Below are 15,865 nucleotides of genomic sequence, written 5' to 3'. Positions count from 1 at the left end.
GTCGGCTGCCGCGGGTCGTGAGTAGCGCGCTACGTCAGTTCTGCGGTTCGGATGCGGTCACCTTGCCCGGTAGCGCCGCTCGGGGCGGCCGGCACCGTACTGCAACCGCAGCTCGAGTGCGCCGGTGCTCAGGTAGTACTCCAGGTAGCGGCGCGCGCTGACCCTTGAAATACCCACCAGTTCAGCACATTCGGCGGCTGATACCTCGCCCGCGCCGCGAACCGCATCCATCACCAGCCGGCCGGTCTCGGATCCGAGCCCCTTGGGCAGGACGGCTGCCGGGCCACCGAACAGGGCGTCGATGGTCGATTGATCCGCGCCGCCCTCAGCCGCCAGCGCCTCGGCACGCGCGGCGAAGGCCACCAGTTTCGCCTGCAGCTGATCGAAGTCGAACGGTTTGATCAGGTAGTCGGCGGCCCCGCCGTCCAACGCACCGCGCACCGTGTCGAGTTCGCGGGCTGCGGTAACCATGATGACGCCGACGCGGTTGCCCTCGGCGCGCAGCCGTCGCAGCACCTCCAACCCGGTCATGTCCGGCAGGTAGACGTCGAGCAGGATCAGGTCGGGACCAAGTTCGGCCGAGACCGCGAGGGCCTCGGTTCCGTTGTGTGCCACCGACACCGCGCGGTATCCGTCGACACGGTCGACGAAGCGGCGATGTATCTCGGCGACCATGAAGTCGTCGTCGACGACAAGTACGTCACGCATGGAGCCGCACCACGAACAGCGCGCCGCCGCCGGGGGCGTCGGTCACTTCGACGTCTCCGCCGTGCTGGGCGGCCACCAGGCGTACCAGGGCCAGCCCGATGCCCCTGCCCCCTGGGACGTCGGCCTTGGATGTGACTCCGCGGGAGAAGATGGTCTCCCGAAGATCCTCGGGCACACCGGGTCCCGAATCCGACACGGCCAGCAGCAGCTCGGCCGAGTCGTCGATGCGCACGGTCACCTGTGCTGTTGTCGAGCCGACGGATACGTCGACGGCGTTGTCGATCAGATTGCCCAGCAGTGTGATCACGTCGGTCGCCAGGGCCGGGTCGAGCGGGCTGAGGTGACTGTCGCCGGTCAGGGCGAGGGCAACCCCGCTCTCGGCGGCCAGCGACGTCTTGGCGATCAGCAGTGCGGCCACCGCGGGATCGGAAACGTGTTGGGTGACAGCCTCGTTGATCTCGGCACGGCGCCGGGTCAGGGTGCCCACCAGGTCTCGTACCGCGTCGAATTCGGCCAGTTGCACCAGTCCGGAGATGGTGTGCAGCTGATTGGAGAACTCGTGGGTCTGAGCCCGCAGGGTGTCCGTCACGCTTCGGTGTGAGGACAGTTGTGCCTGCAGTGCGGCGAGCTCGGTGCTGTCGCGCATGGTGGTCACGGTACCGATGGTCCTGCCCTGACTGCGGGCCGCGCGGCGGTTGAGCGCCAGCACCCGGGTCCGGGTGGTGATCACCACGTCCGAATCGTCGGCGCGAGTTCCTCCACCGGACAACAGGAATGACACCACGGCAGGTTCCAGACCGACCTCGTCGGCACGGCGGCCAACCGCGTCTGCGCCGATGCCCAGTAGGTCGGATGCGCTGTCGTTGATCACCGTGACGACTCCCTCGTTGTTCACTGCGACCACGCCCTCACGGATGCTGTGCAACAGGGCTTCCCGGTGATCGGCCAGGCTGGCGATCTCGGCGATGTCCAGACCACGGGTGTGGCGGTTGATGCGACGCGACAACAGCCACGACGCAAGCATCCCGAGCGTCGCGCCCAGTCCGAGGTAGATCAGCAGCCGTTCGCCGGCCCCGCCCAACAACTCCCACATCGACGGGTAGCGCTCGCTGACCGAGACGATCGCCAGCACCGCACCGTCGGCACCCAGTACCGGCACCTGGCCCACCAGTCGATGCGTGCCGCTGACGTCGGTGTCTCCGGACCAGGCGCGGCCCTCATCGGCGCGGGTGGTGCTCAGGTCGAGTCGTTGCCCGACGCGCGCCGGATCGGACGACACGCGCACATTTCCGGCTGGATCGGCGATCTCGGCCAGCTCGGCGCCCGACAGCGCCACCGCGCGGTCGACCTCGGGTGCCAGCACCTGGGCGGCGAACGGGTCGTCATACCGGTCCCGGACGATCGGTGTGGACGCCATGTTCTCGGCGACCGCGATCATCCGCTGCCCGCGGACATCCCGGAACTCCCGGGTGGACTGCGCCACCGACACCGCGGCCACCGCAATCAGTACCACCGCGACGACCAGCAGTTGGAACACCAGGAAGCGCCCGGCCAGGCTGCCGCCCCGCAACAACCGTGACCGCGCGACTGGTGAACGCCCGACCGGTGAACTCAACGACCAAAACTTCCTTTGCGTCCGAATGGGTGACCTGCGTCACGTCAGGGGTCCAGTATTGCTGACCATGAGGTTCCGACGTCTAGGTGCCGCGCTGATGGTGGCCGTGGTCGCAGTGATGCTGGTGACGGCGTGCGGCGTCACTCGCGGTGACCAATCCCGCGGCCTGCACCGGCTGCGCATGATGGTGCCCAACAGCCCGGGCGGCGGCTATGACCTGACCGCGCGCACCGCGGTGAAGATCATGGAAGACACCGATATCACCGGGCGCATCGAGGTATTCAACGTCATCGGGGCCGGCGGCACCGTGGCCATGGCCCGGCTGATGAACGAAAAGGGCAACGACGACCTCATGATGATGATGGGGCTGGGAGTGGTGGGAGCCGTGTACACGAACGGCTCCTCGGCGCGCGCATCGGACGCCACTGCACTGGCCAAGATGGTCGAGGAGCAGGAAGGCATTCTGGTGCCAGGGGATTCGCCGTTCCGCACCATCGGCGAGCTGGTCGCGGCGTGGAAGGCCGATCCCGCGAAGGTCACGATCGGCGGCGGATCCTCGCCCGGCGGACCGGATCACCTGTTCCCGATGGAAACCGCACGCGCCGTCGGAGTCGACCCCCGCAAGGTCAACTACATCACCTATGACGGCGGCGGTGACCTGCTGACGGCCCTGCTGGGCAAGAAGATCGCGGCCGGCACCACCGGACTCGGCGAGTTCGTCGACCAGATCGAGGCCGGGCAGGTCCGGGTGCTGGCGGTGTCGGGGGCCAGACGCGTCGAGGGGATCGATGCGCCCACCCTGACCGAGGCCGGCATCGACCTCACGTTCACCAACTGGCGCGGAATACTCGCGGCGCCAGGGATTTCCGGTGAGGCCAGGGACGCGATGGTGCGCGCCCTGACTGATCTGCACGGCACCCAGCAGTGGCGCGACGCGCTGGTCAAGAACGGCTGGAGTGACGCGTTCAGCACCGGCGCGGACTTCGAACAATTCCTGCGTGATCAGGACAAGCGCGTCTCGACGACGCTGACCGAATTGGGGTTGTTGTGAAGGTCGACAAGGCCCAGTATCTGGTGTGCGCGGTCCTGGTGGCCGTCGGCGGATTCCTGATTTATGACGCGCTCACCTTGACCGGCGGGTTCGCCAAGGTCGACCCCGTTGGGCCGCGGGCATTTCCGCTGGGGATCGGGATCGTCCTGATCGTGCTCGCCGTCGTCCTGGCGATCGTGATCCCGCGCGGATCGGTCGGTGAGGCGGACGCCGGTGAGGATGTCGACCCGAACATGCCGGGGGACTGGCGCACGGTGGGTCTCCTGGTCGGATTGTTCGTGCTGGTGATCGTTCTGGTCAAGCCGTTGGGTTGGGCGATCATGGGCGCACTGCTGTTCGCCGGGGCGGCAACGATTCTCGGCAATCGCCACTACCTCCGCAACCTCGCGATCGGCACGGTGCTGTCGGTGGCGAGCTTCTACGCGTTCTACTCCGGGCTCGGAATTCCGCTGCCCGCAGGCATTCTGGACGGGATTCTGTGAATGGGTAACTTCGAATGGTTGCTTCAGGGGTTCGCCGAGGCCGCGACCCCGATGAACCTGTTGTACGCCGTGATCGGCGTGCTGTTGGGTACCGCGGTCGGTGTGCTGCCGGGCATCGGCCCGGCCATGACGGTGGCCCTGCTGCTGCCGGTGACCTACAACGTCAGCCCCAGCGCGGCCTTCATCATGTTCGCCGGGATCTTCTACGGCGGGATGTACGGCGGGTCGACCACCTCGATCCTGCTGAACACCCCGGGTGAATCCTCGTCGGTGATCACCGCGATCGAGGGCAACAAGATGGCCAAGGCCGGCCGGGCCGCGCAGGCGCTGGCCACCGCCGCGATCGGCTCCTTCGTGGCGGGCGCGATCGGCACCGCGCTACTGGCCGCCTTCGCGCCGCCGATCTCGCGGTTCGCGGTGACCCTCGGCGCGCCGTCCTACCTGGCGATCATGCTGTTCGCCCTGGTCGCGGTCACCGCCGTGCTCGGCTCCTCCAAGTTGCGCGGTGCGATCTCGCTGTTCCTCGGGCTGGCGATCGGGGTGGTCGGCATCGACTTCCTCACCGGCCAGCCGCGCGCCACCTTCGGCTTGCCGCAGTTGTCCGACGGTATCGACATCGTGGTGATCGCGGTGGCGATCTTCGCACTCGGCGAGGCGCTGTGGGTGGCGGCGCATCTGCGCCGCCGGCCGGCCGACGTGATCCCGGTGGGCCGGCCGTGGATGAGCCGTGAGGACTTCGGCCGGTCGTGGAAGCCGTGGCTGCGTGGCACCGCCTACGGGTTCCCGTTCGGCGCGCTGCCGGCCGGCGGCGCCGAGTTGCCGACGTTCCTGTCCTACATCACGGAGAAGCGGCTGTCGGCGCACCCTGAAGAGTTCGGCAAGGGCGCCATCGAGGGCGTGGCCGGACCCGAGGCGGCCAACAACGCCTCGGCGGCGGGCACCCTGGTGCCGATGCTGTCGCTGGGGCTGCCCACCAACGCCACCGCCGCGGTGATGCTGACGGCGTTCGTGTCCTATGGGATTCAGCCCGGGCCAACGCTTTTCGAGAAGGAACCGCTGCTGATCTGGACCCTGATCGCCAGCTTGTTCATCGGTAACTTCCTGCTGCTGGTGCTCAACCTGCCGCTGGCGCCGCTGTGGGCCAAGCTGCTGCGCACGCCGCGGCCGTACCTGTACGCGGGCATCCTGTTCTTCGCGACGTTGGGGGCGTTCGCGGTCAACGTGCAAACCCTGGATCTGGTCCTGCTGCTGGTGTTCGGGCTGCTCGGTTTGATGATGCGGCGATTCGGATTGCCGGTACTGCCGTTGATCATCGGGGTGATCCTGGGCCCGCGCATCGAACGGCAACTGCGTCAGAGCCTGCAGCTCGGCGGCGGCGAGTGGACCAGTCTGTTCACCGAGCCCGTCGCGATCGTCACCTATGTGCTCATGGCCATCCTGTTGTTGATGCCGTTGGTGCTCAAGCTGATGCACCGCAGTGAGGAGACGCTGTTGATCGTCGAGGATGATGCGGATCAGCAGGAGAAGGCGACCCAGGCATGACAACCGACGAGCGCTTGCGCGAGGAGAATTCATGATCGTCGTCGGCTACACCGCGGACGCCTTCGGTATTGCCGCCGTCGAGCACGGTATCGCCGAGGCCGCCCTGCGGGGCACCAGCCTGCTGGTGATCAACGCGACCTCGGGCGAGGCCTATGTGGATTCCCGGTTCGCCCGCTCCGGTCAGGTTCACGATGTCGAGGAACGGTTGCGGGAGAGTGGCGTGCCGTTCGAGTTGCGCCAACCCGTGGGGGTCGACGCGGCCACCGAATTACTCGATGCGATGGAGGCCGCCGACGCTGAGTTGCTGGTGATCGGCATCCGGCACCGCAGCCCGGTGGGCAAGTTGTTGCTGGGCAGCGTGTCGCAACAACTGCTGCTGGAATGCCCGAAACCGGTGCTGGCGGTCAAGCCCACACATCACTGATGCACTCTGACCTGGGATGTTTCCCCTCACACGGGGCATCTACGGGTGGTGAGCATCAGTTTTCGTGGCGATAACGTCGCCGGAAAGATCCGACAACACCCTCACCAGATGATGGGGGCATGGCGGACGGCGCGGCCCCGGGTTCGGTCCCGGACAAGACACACCGGACGGCGTGTTCGTACTGTGGCGTCGGATGCGGCATCGAGGTCACTACCAGGGTCGATGACGGCCGCACGGTGATTGCCCGGGTCAGCGGCGACAAGCTGCATCCCACGAATTTCGGCCGGCTGTGCACCAAGGGGGCGATGCACGCCGAGATGATGGCCGCTGACGAAGATCGGCTCCAGTCCGCTTTGCTGCGGCCCACGCGTGCGGATGAACTGCTGCCGACACCGGTGGACGACGCGGCAGCCGAGGCGGGACGCCGGCTGCGGGCCATCGTCGACGAGCACGGACCGGATGCCGTCGCGCTCTATGTGTCCGGCCAGATGACTCTGGAGGCGCAGTACCTGGCCACCAAGCTCGCCAAGGGATTCCTGCGGACCGTTCACATCGAATCGAATTCCCGGTTGTGCATGGCCAGTGCGGGAACCGGCTTCAAACAGTCGCTCGGCTCCGACGGGCCGCCGGGTTCCTACACCGACTTCGACCGGGCCGACCTGTTCTTCGTCTCCGGTGCGAACATGGCCGACTGTCATCCGATTCTGTTCCTGCGCATGGCTGATCGGCTCAAGGCCGGAGCCAAGCTGATCGTCGTGGACCCGCGCCGGACGGCGACCGCCGAACGCGCCGACCTGTTCCTGCAGATCAAGCCGGGAACCGATCTGGCGCTGCTCAATGGCCTGCTGCACCTGCTGGTCGAACGAGGCGACATCGATCATGAGTTCATCGCCGAACACACCACGGGTTGGGACGCGATGCCGGAATTCCTGGCCGGCTACCCACCGGCCCGGGTTGCCGAGATCACCGGAATCCCCGAAGCTGACATCCGCACCGCCGCAGCGATGATCGCCGAGGCCGGGGAGTGGATGAGTTGCTGGACCATGGGTCTCAACCAGAGCACACACGGAACCTGGAACACCAACGCCATCTGCAACCTGCATCTGGCCACCGGCGCGATCTGCCGCCCCGGCAGCGGTCCGATGTCGTTGACCGGTCAGCCCAACGCCATGGGCGGCCGGGAAATGGGTTACATGGGACCGGGTCTGCCCGGCCAGCGGTCAGTGCTCGCGGCCGATGACCGCGCATTCGTCGAGACCCGGTGGGGTGTCGAACCCGGCACCATCCGCTCCGAGGTGGGCCCGGGCACCATCGGTATGTTCGAACAGATGGAGCAGGGCAAGATCAAGGCCTGCTGGATCATCTGCACGAATCCCGTTGCCACCGTGGCCAACCGGAAGACCGTGATCAACGGCTTGGAGGCCGCCGAGCTGGTCGTCGTCCAGGATGCCTACCGGTCCACGGCGACCAATCACTACGCCGACGTCCTGCTGCCCGCTGCGTTGTGGGCGGAATCCGAAGGCGTCATGGTCAATTCGGAGCGCAACCTGACCCTGCTGTCCCCGTCGGTCGCCCCACTGGGGCAGGCCCGACCGGACTGGCAGCTGATCTGCCAGGTGGCCGCGCATCTCGGGTTCGCCGAACACTTCGCTTACCGGTCCGCGGAAGAGGTCTTCTCGGAGATCCGCGGGTTCGCCAACCCGAAGACCGGATATGACCTGCGCGGCGCCGACTATGAGCGGCTGCGCGAGACCCCGTTGCAGTGGCCGGTCCCACCGGTCGACGGCCCCGGTGGGGAGGACGACCGGCACCCCATCCGCTACCTCAACGACGGCGTGAGCCAGGACCTGTTCGTCGACGCCGACGGTAACCGGCCCCGGCTGGCCTTCCCGACGCCGTCGCGGCGGGCTGTCTTTTTCGCCCGGCCGCACATGGATGCCGCGGAACTGCCCGATGACGATTATCCGATGGTGCTCAACACCGGTCGGCTGCAACATCAATGGCACACCATGACCAAGACCGGCAAGGTGGACAAACTCAACAAGCTCAATCCCGCTCCGTTCGTCGAAATCCACCCGCTGGACGCCCTGGAGCTCGACATCGTGGAGGGGCAGCCGGTCGAGCTGACGTCCCGGCGTGGGCGCGCAGTGCTCCCCGCGGTGTTGTCGGACCGGGTGCGGCCGGGCAACTGCTTTGCGCCGTTTCACTGGAACGACGAACACGGCGAGTACCTGACCGTCAATGCCGTGACCAACGATGCTGTCGACCCGGACTCGTTGCAGCCGGAGTTCAAGGTGTGCGCAGTCAGCCTGCGTCCGGTCCTGACGGTCGACGGGACCCCGGCGCTGCATCCGCTGGCGGCCGAGATGGGGTTGAGCGCCGCACACAAGCCGTCTCTGAGTCAGAACGAAAAGATCTATCTGGCCGGATTCTTCACCGGTCTGCCGGACGCCCCCGTGGGCGTGCCGGTAGTTCCGGCGGCAGCGCCGCTCAGTGCCAAGGTGCGGCTGTGGGTGGACGGGATGCTGGCCGGACGCTATTCGCGGGCCGGCGGCGGTGCGCCGGGCGAGAGGTCGGTGCCCGGCGGGCCGCTGGTGTTGTGGGCCTCGCAGACCGGCACCGCCGAGGAATTCGCGGCTGGGCTGGCGGGCCGCATCGACGGGGCTTCGTTGGTCAACATGGACGACCTCGCGCTGGCCGACCTTGCCGCCGCACGCGACATCCTGGTGGTCACCAGTACGTTCGGTGACGGGGGCCCACCGGACAACGGCGCCGACTTCTGGAGCCGGCTTCAGGCCCCGGATGCCCCGCAGCTGCACGGTGTCCGCTATGCGGTACTCGGCATCGGTGACAAGTCCTACGACAACTTCTGCGGGCACGCCAAATCCCTGGACCAGCGGCTGGCCGATCTCGGTGCCACCAAGCTGCTCGAGCGCGCCGACTGCGAGGCCTACGATGACGAGCCGTTGCGGCGCTGGGCCGATTCGGTTACCACGGCGCTCGCCGGTGCCACGCCCGTCCCGGCCATCGCCGGCGGAGGTCCCGGCACCGTCATCCGCACCGAGTTTGACGAATTCACCAGGGCCAAGCCGATTCTGGCCGTACTGGCGCGCAACGAGCTGCTGACGACGTCGACCGCGGCCAAGGAGGTCCGTCAGTTCGGCTTCGACATCTCCGAGTACGACGTGAGTTATTCGGTCGGTGACTCACTGGGCGTCTATGCCAGCAACGATCCGGCCGTGGTCGACTCCTGGCTGGCGGCCACCGCACTCAACCCGGACTCGGTGATCGAGGTCGACGGTGTGGAGCAGTCGCTGCGCGATGCCCTCATCTCGTCATACGACATCTGTAGGGTGACGCCGGACCTGTTGCGGTTCGTCGCGGAGTCCTGCACGGACAAGTCCGCGGCCAAGATCCTGCGCAATTCCGGTGAGCGGCGCAGCAATTGGATGCGCAACCGCAACGGCCTCGACGTCGTGAGCGAGTTCGCGGTGCGCGCGGAGCCCGAACAGTGGCAAGAGGTTCTGGTCCGGCTGACCCCGCGCAACTACTCGATCTCGTCGAGCCCGCTGGTCAGTCCGCACGAGGTCCAGCTGACGGTGTCGGTGGTGCGCTACCGCGGTGCCGGCGGCTCGGCCCGGGGCGGAGTGTGTTCCACCTTCCTGGCCGACCGCGCCGCGGCCGCGCCGGTGTTCCTGCAGCGGTCACCGCATTTCCGGCCGCCCGAGGACGCTGGCACGCCGATGATCATGGTCGGCCCGGGTACCGGCGTGGCGCCCTTCCGGGGATTCCTGCAGGAGCGCCGGGCGCTGGGGCACGGCGGTCGAAACTGGTTGTTCTTCGGCGATCAGCACCGCCGCGAGAACTTCTACTATCGCGACGACCTCGAGGACATGGTCGAGGACGGCTTTCTGAGCCGGCTGGATCTGGCGTTCTCCCGCGATCAGGCCGACCGGGTGTACGTGCAACACAAGATGCTCGACCGTGGGGCCGAGGTATGGCGCTGGCTCGACGACGGTGCCCACTTCTACGTCTGCGGTGACGCCTCCCGGATGGCCAAGGATGTCGACACCACGCTGACCACGATCCTGCGCACCCACGGTGCGATGTCCGAAGACGCCGCGCGCGACTACAAGCGGGAACTGGTCGCCCAGAAGAGGTACGTGCGAGACGTGTATTGAGCTCGCGTCATTGAACTCCAGTTACTGGCCCAGGTCGTTCCAGACGATCTTGGCGAGTTCATCACGGTCGGCCACGCCGAGCTTGATGCAGGCCCGGTAGATGTGCCCCTCCACGGTGCGGACCGAGACGGTGAGCCGTTCGGCGATGTCGCGGTTCGACAATCCCTGGGCCACCAGTCCGGCCACCTCGCGTTCGCGCGCGGTGACCGGCAGCGGGCGCGCGGCCGATCGGATCGCCGGGGTGGCGGCGCCGCCGCACTTGGACGCCAATTGCAGTGCGTGCGCGGCGGATTCGGTGCTGTTGCGGCGATGCCCGGCCTTGTCGTGCAGGGGCACCGCCTGAGCGGCGGCGTCAGCCGCCGACAGCAGCAGACCGACCTCCTCGAACGCGCCGGCCACCTTGTCCAGTTCGTTCGGGTCGGCGGCGGTCACGGCCGCGGCGTGTCGTGCGTAGAGGGCGGGCAACGGTCCCTCCGTCCGGTCGACCAGGTCCTGCAGGCGGCGGGTCACGCTGCGGTCGCCGAAGCGTGCCGCGCTGTGCAGGGCCTCGGCCTCGACCGCGAACTGGCCGGACGAGTGCGCCGCATCGGCGGCCGCCCGGGCCATGTCGATCGCCGAGCGGTGTCCGCCCTTGGCTGCGGCCAGCCAGGCCTTGGCGATCATCCGGAGGGGCTCGTGCAGTGCCATGAACTCGCCCGAGTGTTCCTTGGCATCCTCGAGCACCCGCTCGGCCTCGGCGGGGTTGCCCACCCCGGCGTATGCGCGGGCCAGTAGCAACCGGCCGGGCAGTTGCCAGGGCAGGGAGCTCTCGGCGTTCAGCGCGGCCAGGGCCTGTTCGATCGCCAGGATGGCGTCGCGGAACCGGCCGCTGTGCGTGGCCGCCACGCCTTCCATGATCTTGGCGATGGCCCAGCCGGCGAACTGGCCGGCCGAGGAGAACTCGGCGTACTCGGTGGCGCGCTGCTGGGCCAGATCCAACCGGCCGGTGTACGCCAGAGCCAGCACCTCACCGTAGAACACCATGATCCGGACCATGCCGTCGGTGGTCTTGCGCTCGGTGCGGCACCGCGATGCGATCGGCAGGAAATCGTTGCCGCGACCGATCAACGGCATCGACAGGCCGGCCGCGAACGCCGCGAAATCCACCGCCTGCCGGGGCGCCTCAGGGTTTGCCAGCACCCGTTCGGCGATCTCCAGTCCCTCGGGAATCTTGTTCCGGTGAACGGCCATGCCCGCGCCGGTCGCATCGACGATCAGTCGGAGGGTCGGATGGGTGACCCGCTCCCGCAGGAGAGCCAGCACCTGATCCGCGCGCACCACATCGCCCATTGACCAGAAGAGGTTGGACAGTCGGGGAATGCCCCACTGCACGAGCTCCATCTCGTTGAGGTCGGCAGGGGAGAACTGCTCGAGGATGGCGTCGGCCTGTACCGGGTGGCCCTGCCACAACAGCGCGCGGGACAGTAGTGCGGCTGCGCTCAGGCCACCGCCGTGGGCGAAGGCCGCACGGGCCAGTTTCTCGCCGAGCGGAAGGTTGGACAGGAACACCGCGTCCTTGGCGGCCGTGATCAGCAGTTCGATGTCGGTGCCCTGGTCGCTCTCGATGGCCAACTCGGCCAACTTGATTCGGCTGGCGGGCGAATCGAGGTTGCGTTCGTGCAGGATCTTGGCGATCCGGCCCCGCAGCTTGCGGGCCGACGCGGTGCCGACCCGGCGGCGCACCGCCTCGCCGAACAATGGGTGGCTGAACCGAACGTTGATCTGACCGTCGTCGGCGACGATCCGGATCAGGCCGCGCATCTCGGCCGTATCCACCGCTTCCTCCCCGGCCAATTCGGCCAGGGCATCGATGTCCAGGGGTTCGCACAGGGCCAGCAGTTTCAGTGCGTGCAGCACATCCTCACCGGCGTGCGCCAGCCGCTCGTCGAGCAGTTCGACCAGCCCGGACGGGATGACGGTGGGGCCGCGAAACTGCCACACCCCGTTGACCTTGGTCAACGTGCCCGCGTCGACGGCGCCCTCGACCATGTTGCGCAGGAACAGCGGGTTGCCGCCCGAGGTCTCCCACATCACGTCGGCGCTGAGCCCTTCGAGGGTTCCGCCGAGCACGGTTTCGATGAGAGCGATGCTCTGCTGCTTGGTGAACGGGCTGAGTTCGAAGCGCTGGAGGTAACCGTCCTTCCACAGTGACGTGACGGCGTCGGGTACCGGCTCGCCGGTGCGGACCGTGGCCACCACGTGGCCGGAGCGCTCGACCGCGATCTGGTGCAGCAGCGTCGCCGACAGCTGGTCCAGCAGGTGGGCATCGTCGATTCCGACGATGGTGTCAGCGTCGGCCACAAGGGATTCGCGTGCCGATCCGATGAGCGCGATGGGGTCTCGCGATCCCGACGACGACACCCAGTGGGCGAACGCGCCGAGCGGGATGCTGCGCGACGATTCGGTGCATGCGGTCCAGTGCACCTTCCGGCTCAATGATGCGGTGACGGTGCGCGCCAACGTGGTTTTGCCGACTCCGGCAGCTCCGACGAGGACGACTCCGCAGCTGTCCGTCCCGCTGAGGGCGGCCCGAATGGCCTCGTGCTCGGCGGGCCGGTCCAAAAGCTGCCACTGACCAGGCATGAATCCTGAGTCTAGGGGTACCGAGGCCGGATCGCTGCCGAACAAGGGGTCGACGGGGCGGTGTGTGTCGGCGGTGGAGGCGAATGTTCTTCCCATTGCAAGCATTTCCCGTTCGCTGAGGGTCAATCCGGAAGTTCGGCAATGTTGGCGGGCTCGTGCCGGTCGATGTGATTCATCTGGTGCCGGAAGTCGCTCGATGCCTCGTACACCTTGCGCTTCAACCGATTGATGGATCCCAGAGGCCGGTGTGCCTCGAGGCCGCGCCACGAGTTGAAGGACAGCACGTCGTCGCCGTACGCGCGGCGCAATGCGCTGTAGGGGTTCTGCTCGGGGAACACCACCTTGGCGACCGGTAGGTACGGGGATTTCCAGGGCTTCGTGGCGTCCTCGATCGGCATCTCCTTGGTGTCGAGACACAGCTGCACGCTGAATGTGTATTCCGCGGAGTGCTTTTCGAAGAACGCCATGATCAGATCGCGGTGCTCATCCTGGCCGGGATTACGCGGAAGGGTCTGGTCGGCAAGCGCTTTCACCTCCGGTGAGGTGGGCTCGTATTTGAATCGCGCCACATAGTCGCCATAGCGGATCGGGGCGGAGGAGTAGAACGTCTCGCCCAGGATCGGACGGTTGGGCGCGACGAACACGGCCAGATTGGGCGGTATCGGCAGACCGATCTTCTGGAGCGCGCCGAGCAGTTCACTGCCTGCCCACAGCGCGCCGTCGGACAACCGGGCCAGCAAGGTGGCGCTCAGCATCCCCAGCGTCCGGTAGGCATGGGCATCGGCGAACAGGAATTCCTCGTGGGTGACGAGCACGAAGTCCTGCGTGACATTCGGTTCATCGTCCATCGCGCGCTCGCCGTGCACGCCGATGGCTTTGATGCCGAGTCCGCGCACGCCGCGGTTCTTGTCGCTGCGCAGTACCCCCGAGGTGGTTGAGATGCGGGCGATCACCGGGAAGCTGCGCGCTTCGGCGAACATTCCCTGGGCGAGCACCTCGGGCAGATCCGGATTGACGATGAGCTCGCCGCGCAGGATGGCGTGACTCTTGGCATGCGCGTCCCGCAGCCCGTGCTTGAACTTCTTGTACGCCCGCTCGTTGTTCTTGTGCAAGGCCTTGATGATCTTCTCGATGTCCTTGGCTTCGCCGGCCTTGGGTTGCTCGAGACTGTCGCGGTAGCGAACCGGGTCGAGGCTCTCTGCGAGGCGACGTACGTCGGCGGGGGCCATGGCTTCGGTCATGCGGATGCCTTTCTGGTGGGGGAGACGGGGTTCCAGGGGGCGAACGGGTTGGCGACCCCGGCCAGGGCCGGGGATAGTTCGGGAAAGTGGCGCAACAACACCGAGCGCATGTCGTTGTCGCGCACCCAGTTCATGCCGGCGACGGTGTAGGTCTCGTCACGGAAGTCGCTGGTGAAGAAGCGGTCGCTTTCCAGCCGACGGGTGGCCATCAGGATGAACACCCGGAACGCGGTGTCGCTGAAGCCGAATCCGGGCGGTTTGGGCTCGGCGTAGAGGCCGATCATCAGGTCGACGAGGTCCACGTCGTCGTCGTAGACCTCGCGCAGCTCGGCGGCCAGCACCGTCTCACCGGTCAGCTCCTCGAAAGTCTTCACCGGCCTGAGCCGGAACAACTCCCGGAACTGGTTGTAGCGCGGCACACCTCGTTCCCGGGACCGGATCAGGTCGATCGTGGCCAGATCCATCAGGGTGCCGTCGACGCGATGCATGTGCTGCAGGTGCCGCGGGAAGTTGTGCAGCGACAACGCCCCGGGGTGGGCGCGACCGAAGGAGTAGAACAGGTCGGCCATCGGGCTTTCGGACAGCCGGGCACGCACATTGAGCACCGACAGTTCAGGAAGCTCGTGCTGAGCGGTGACGTGGTCGTCGGCCAGCGAGCGGAAGGTGAACTCGTCGGGGATCAGCGGGTGCATCCGGTACACCGCGACGAACTCCTCGGTCAACGAATACGGCACGCCGTGATGTGTGGTGGGTGAGCCGGGGATGCCGTGCAGCAGCGGACTGATGCTGATCCGACCGATGCTGTGTCGGAACCGGCGGCCCAACCGCTCGCCCAGCAGCCCGAACCAGTTGACGCGCATGGCCGTCACCGTCGTCGGGTGCGCGATGATGGCCGGCGTCCAGTCCACGGTGTGGATCTTGGCCATCAATGCGGAATTGACCAGGCGGGCCTTGTCGTAGAGCTGTTGGCCGGTGAGATAGGGGTACGCCTGGGCCAGGTGGTCGCAGATGGCGTTGTGCTCGCGCATGAACAGTGAGTGCAGCAGGGCCAGACCCACCCAGAAGTTCCCCGCGGTGCCGGTCAGGTCGGCCGTCGCCTCGACCTCGGGCGGCGGCAGACCCGCGTCGTCGATACGCAGCTTGCCCTTATCGGGTGCGCGCAGGGCACGGGCGAATGCCGGTGTGGTCCCGTAGATCTGGGAGGCGTCCCACCAATGCGACTCCTGCGTGACGAAGGTTGGCGGCCCGACGGGACTGGGGTGGGGATCGGGCGGCGTGCGTTCGACCCGCATCGGTCGCTGGGGCCACGGGTCGTCATCGTGCAACGGGACCACCCAGGGCTGGGTGGGGACCGAGCCGTGCGCGAACCAGTCGTGGACCTCGAACTGAATCCACGCCGCGGCCAGGAGATTCAATGTGGTCGCGGGCTGAAAACTGTCGCGGGTCAGCAGGGTGCGGCTGATCAGCCGCGGGTTGGGTTCGAGGAGTTGCTGGGCGGATTCCGGATAGGAGTATTCGGGTGGGACGTTCCGGCCGAACCGGCAACCCACCGCACCCATCCTCGGGTCGCTGAGGTCGTTGTAGGAACCGTCACGGGTGCGGGCGCCCAGGTAATTGCCGATGTCGACGGGTCCGCTCGGTGGGATCGGGGCAGGTTCGGCGGCATACAGATTCGACGCCCGCAGCTGGTGCCGCAGTCCGATCAGTACGGCCAGACCGACGATCTTGGGAAGGCGTGCCCAGCCCACCGACTGGTCGATGCCCTGAGCGATCCGTGCCGCGAGTGTGACCGTCACCGATCGGGACTGGGACCAGACCGCGGCGATGAACGCAGGAGCCTGTCTCGCCGTGGTCACCATTCGTTGTTTCCCTCCGGTGAGGATGTGCTGCCTCCCCAAACACGATTGTTGTTCACCGGGACGGGAATGACATGAGTAGTGGGCTACTCGATCCGACCTTGCTGATCGGTGTGCGTTTCGAGTAGTCGAATACGCGTGTA

The 15,865-nt window shown here is 67.0% G+C and carries 10 protein-coding genes; 5 read left to right on the top strand and 5 right to left on the bottom strand.

Features of this window, described 5'->3' with window-relative positions; all coding sequences use genetic code 11:
- Positions 1 to 57: 57 nt before the first annotated feature.
- Both ACWEFV_RS14455 and ACWEFV_RS14450 read right to left on the bottom strand, forming a co-directional pair.
- Positions 58 to 708, bottom strand: a complete 651-nt coding sequence (locus ACWEFV_RS14455; protein WP_450070645.1) for a response regulator — start codon at positions 706 to 708, stop codon at positions 58 to 60.
- On the bottom strand, positions 701 to 2,323 hold the full coding sequence (locus ACWEFV_RS14450; RefSeq protein ID WP_450070644.1) for an ATP-binding protein: 1,623 nt from the start codon (positions 2,321 to 2,323) through the stop codon (positions 701 to 703). Before ACWEFV_RS14450 ends, ACWEFV_RS14455 begins: the two co-directional genes overlap by 8 nt.
- 67 nt (positions 2,324 to 2,390) lie before the next feature.
- Between ACWEFV_RS14450 and ACWEFV_RS14445 the strand changes: the two genes are divergently transcribed.
- The 5 genes from ACWEFV_RS14445 to ACWEFV_RS14425 all read left to right on the top strand — a co-directional run bounded on the left by ACWEFV_RS14445 (position 2,391) and on the right by ACWEFV_RS14425 (position 10,003).
- Positions 2,391 to 3,374 (top strand): Bug family tripartite tricarboxylate transporter substrate binding protein, encoded by a 984-nt coding sequence (locus ACWEFV_RS14445; RefSeq protein WP_450070643.1) that lies wholly within the window; start codon positions 2,391 to 2,393, stop codon positions 3,372 to 3,374.
- Positions 3,371 to 3,856 carry a tripartite tricarboxylate transporter TctB family protein gene (locus tag ACWEFV_RS14440; RefSeq protein ID WP_450070642.1) on the top strand — a complete coding sequence of 162 codons (486 nt, stop codon included), beginning with the start codon at positions 3,371 to 3,373 and terminating at the stop codon, positions 3,854 to 3,856. Before ACWEFV_RS14445 ends, ACWEFV_RS14440 begins: the two co-directional genes overlap by 4 nt.
- Positions 3,857 to 5,398 carry a tripartite tricarboxylate transporter permease gene (locus ACWEFV_RS14435; protein ID WP_450070641.1) on the top strand — a complete coding sequence of 514 codons (1,542 nt, stop codon included), beginning with the start codon at positions 3,857 to 3,859 and terminating at the stop codon, positions 5,396 to 5,398.
- 31 nt (positions 5,399 to 5,429) lie between these two features.
- Positions 5,430 to 5,822 carry a universal stress protein gene (locus tag ACWEFV_RS14430; RefSeq protein WP_135455675.1) on the top strand — a complete coding sequence of 131 codons (393 nt, stop codon included), beginning with the start codon at positions 5,430 to 5,432 and terminating at the stop codon, positions 5,820 to 5,822.
- Positions 5,823 to 5,941: 119 nt separating this feature from the next.
- The gene (locus ACWEFV_RS14425) at positions 5,942 to 10,003 is read left to right on the top strand and encodes a molybdopterin-dependent oxidoreductase (protein WP_450070640.1); all 4,062 of its coding nucleotides are present in this window, start codon (positions 5,942 to 5,944) and stop codon (positions 10,001 to 10,003) included.
- 21 nt (positions 10,004 to 10,024) lie between these two features.
- Here the strand turns inward: ACWEFV_RS14425 and ACWEFV_RS14420 are convergent, their stop codons facing one another.
- The 3 genes from ACWEFV_RS14420 to ACWEFV_RS14410 all read right to left on the bottom strand — a co-directional run bounded on the left by ACWEFV_RS14420 (position 10,025) and on the right by ACWEFV_RS14410 (position 15,725).
- Positions 10,025 to 12,625 carry a LuxR C-terminal-related transcriptional regulator gene (locus ACWEFV_RS14420; RefSeq protein ID WP_450070639.1) on the bottom strand — a complete coding sequence of 867 codons (2,601 nt, stop codon included), beginning with the start codon at positions 12,623 to 12,625 and terminating at the stop codon, positions 10,025 to 10,027.
- A 122-nt stretch (positions 12,626 to 12,747) separates the two neighbouring features.
- Positions 12,748 to 13,854, bottom strand: a complete 1,107-nt coding sequence (locus ACWEFV_RS14415; protein WP_450070790.1) for a catalase family protein — start codon at positions 13,852 to 13,854, stop codon at positions 12,748 to 12,750.
- 8 nt (positions 13,855 to 13,862) lie between these two features.
- Positions 13,863 to 15,725 carry a peroxidase family protein gene (locus tag ACWEFV_RS14410; protein WP_450070638.1) on the bottom strand — a complete coding sequence of 621 codons (1,863 nt, stop codon included), beginning with the start codon at positions 15,723 to 15,725 and terminating at the stop codon, positions 13,863 to 13,865.
- Positions 15,726 to 15,865: the final 140 nt, after the last annotated feature.

Source organism: Mycobacterium sp. NPDC004974, assembly GCF_053600815.1.
This window is presented reverse-complemented; position numbering and strand designations above follow the sequence as displayed.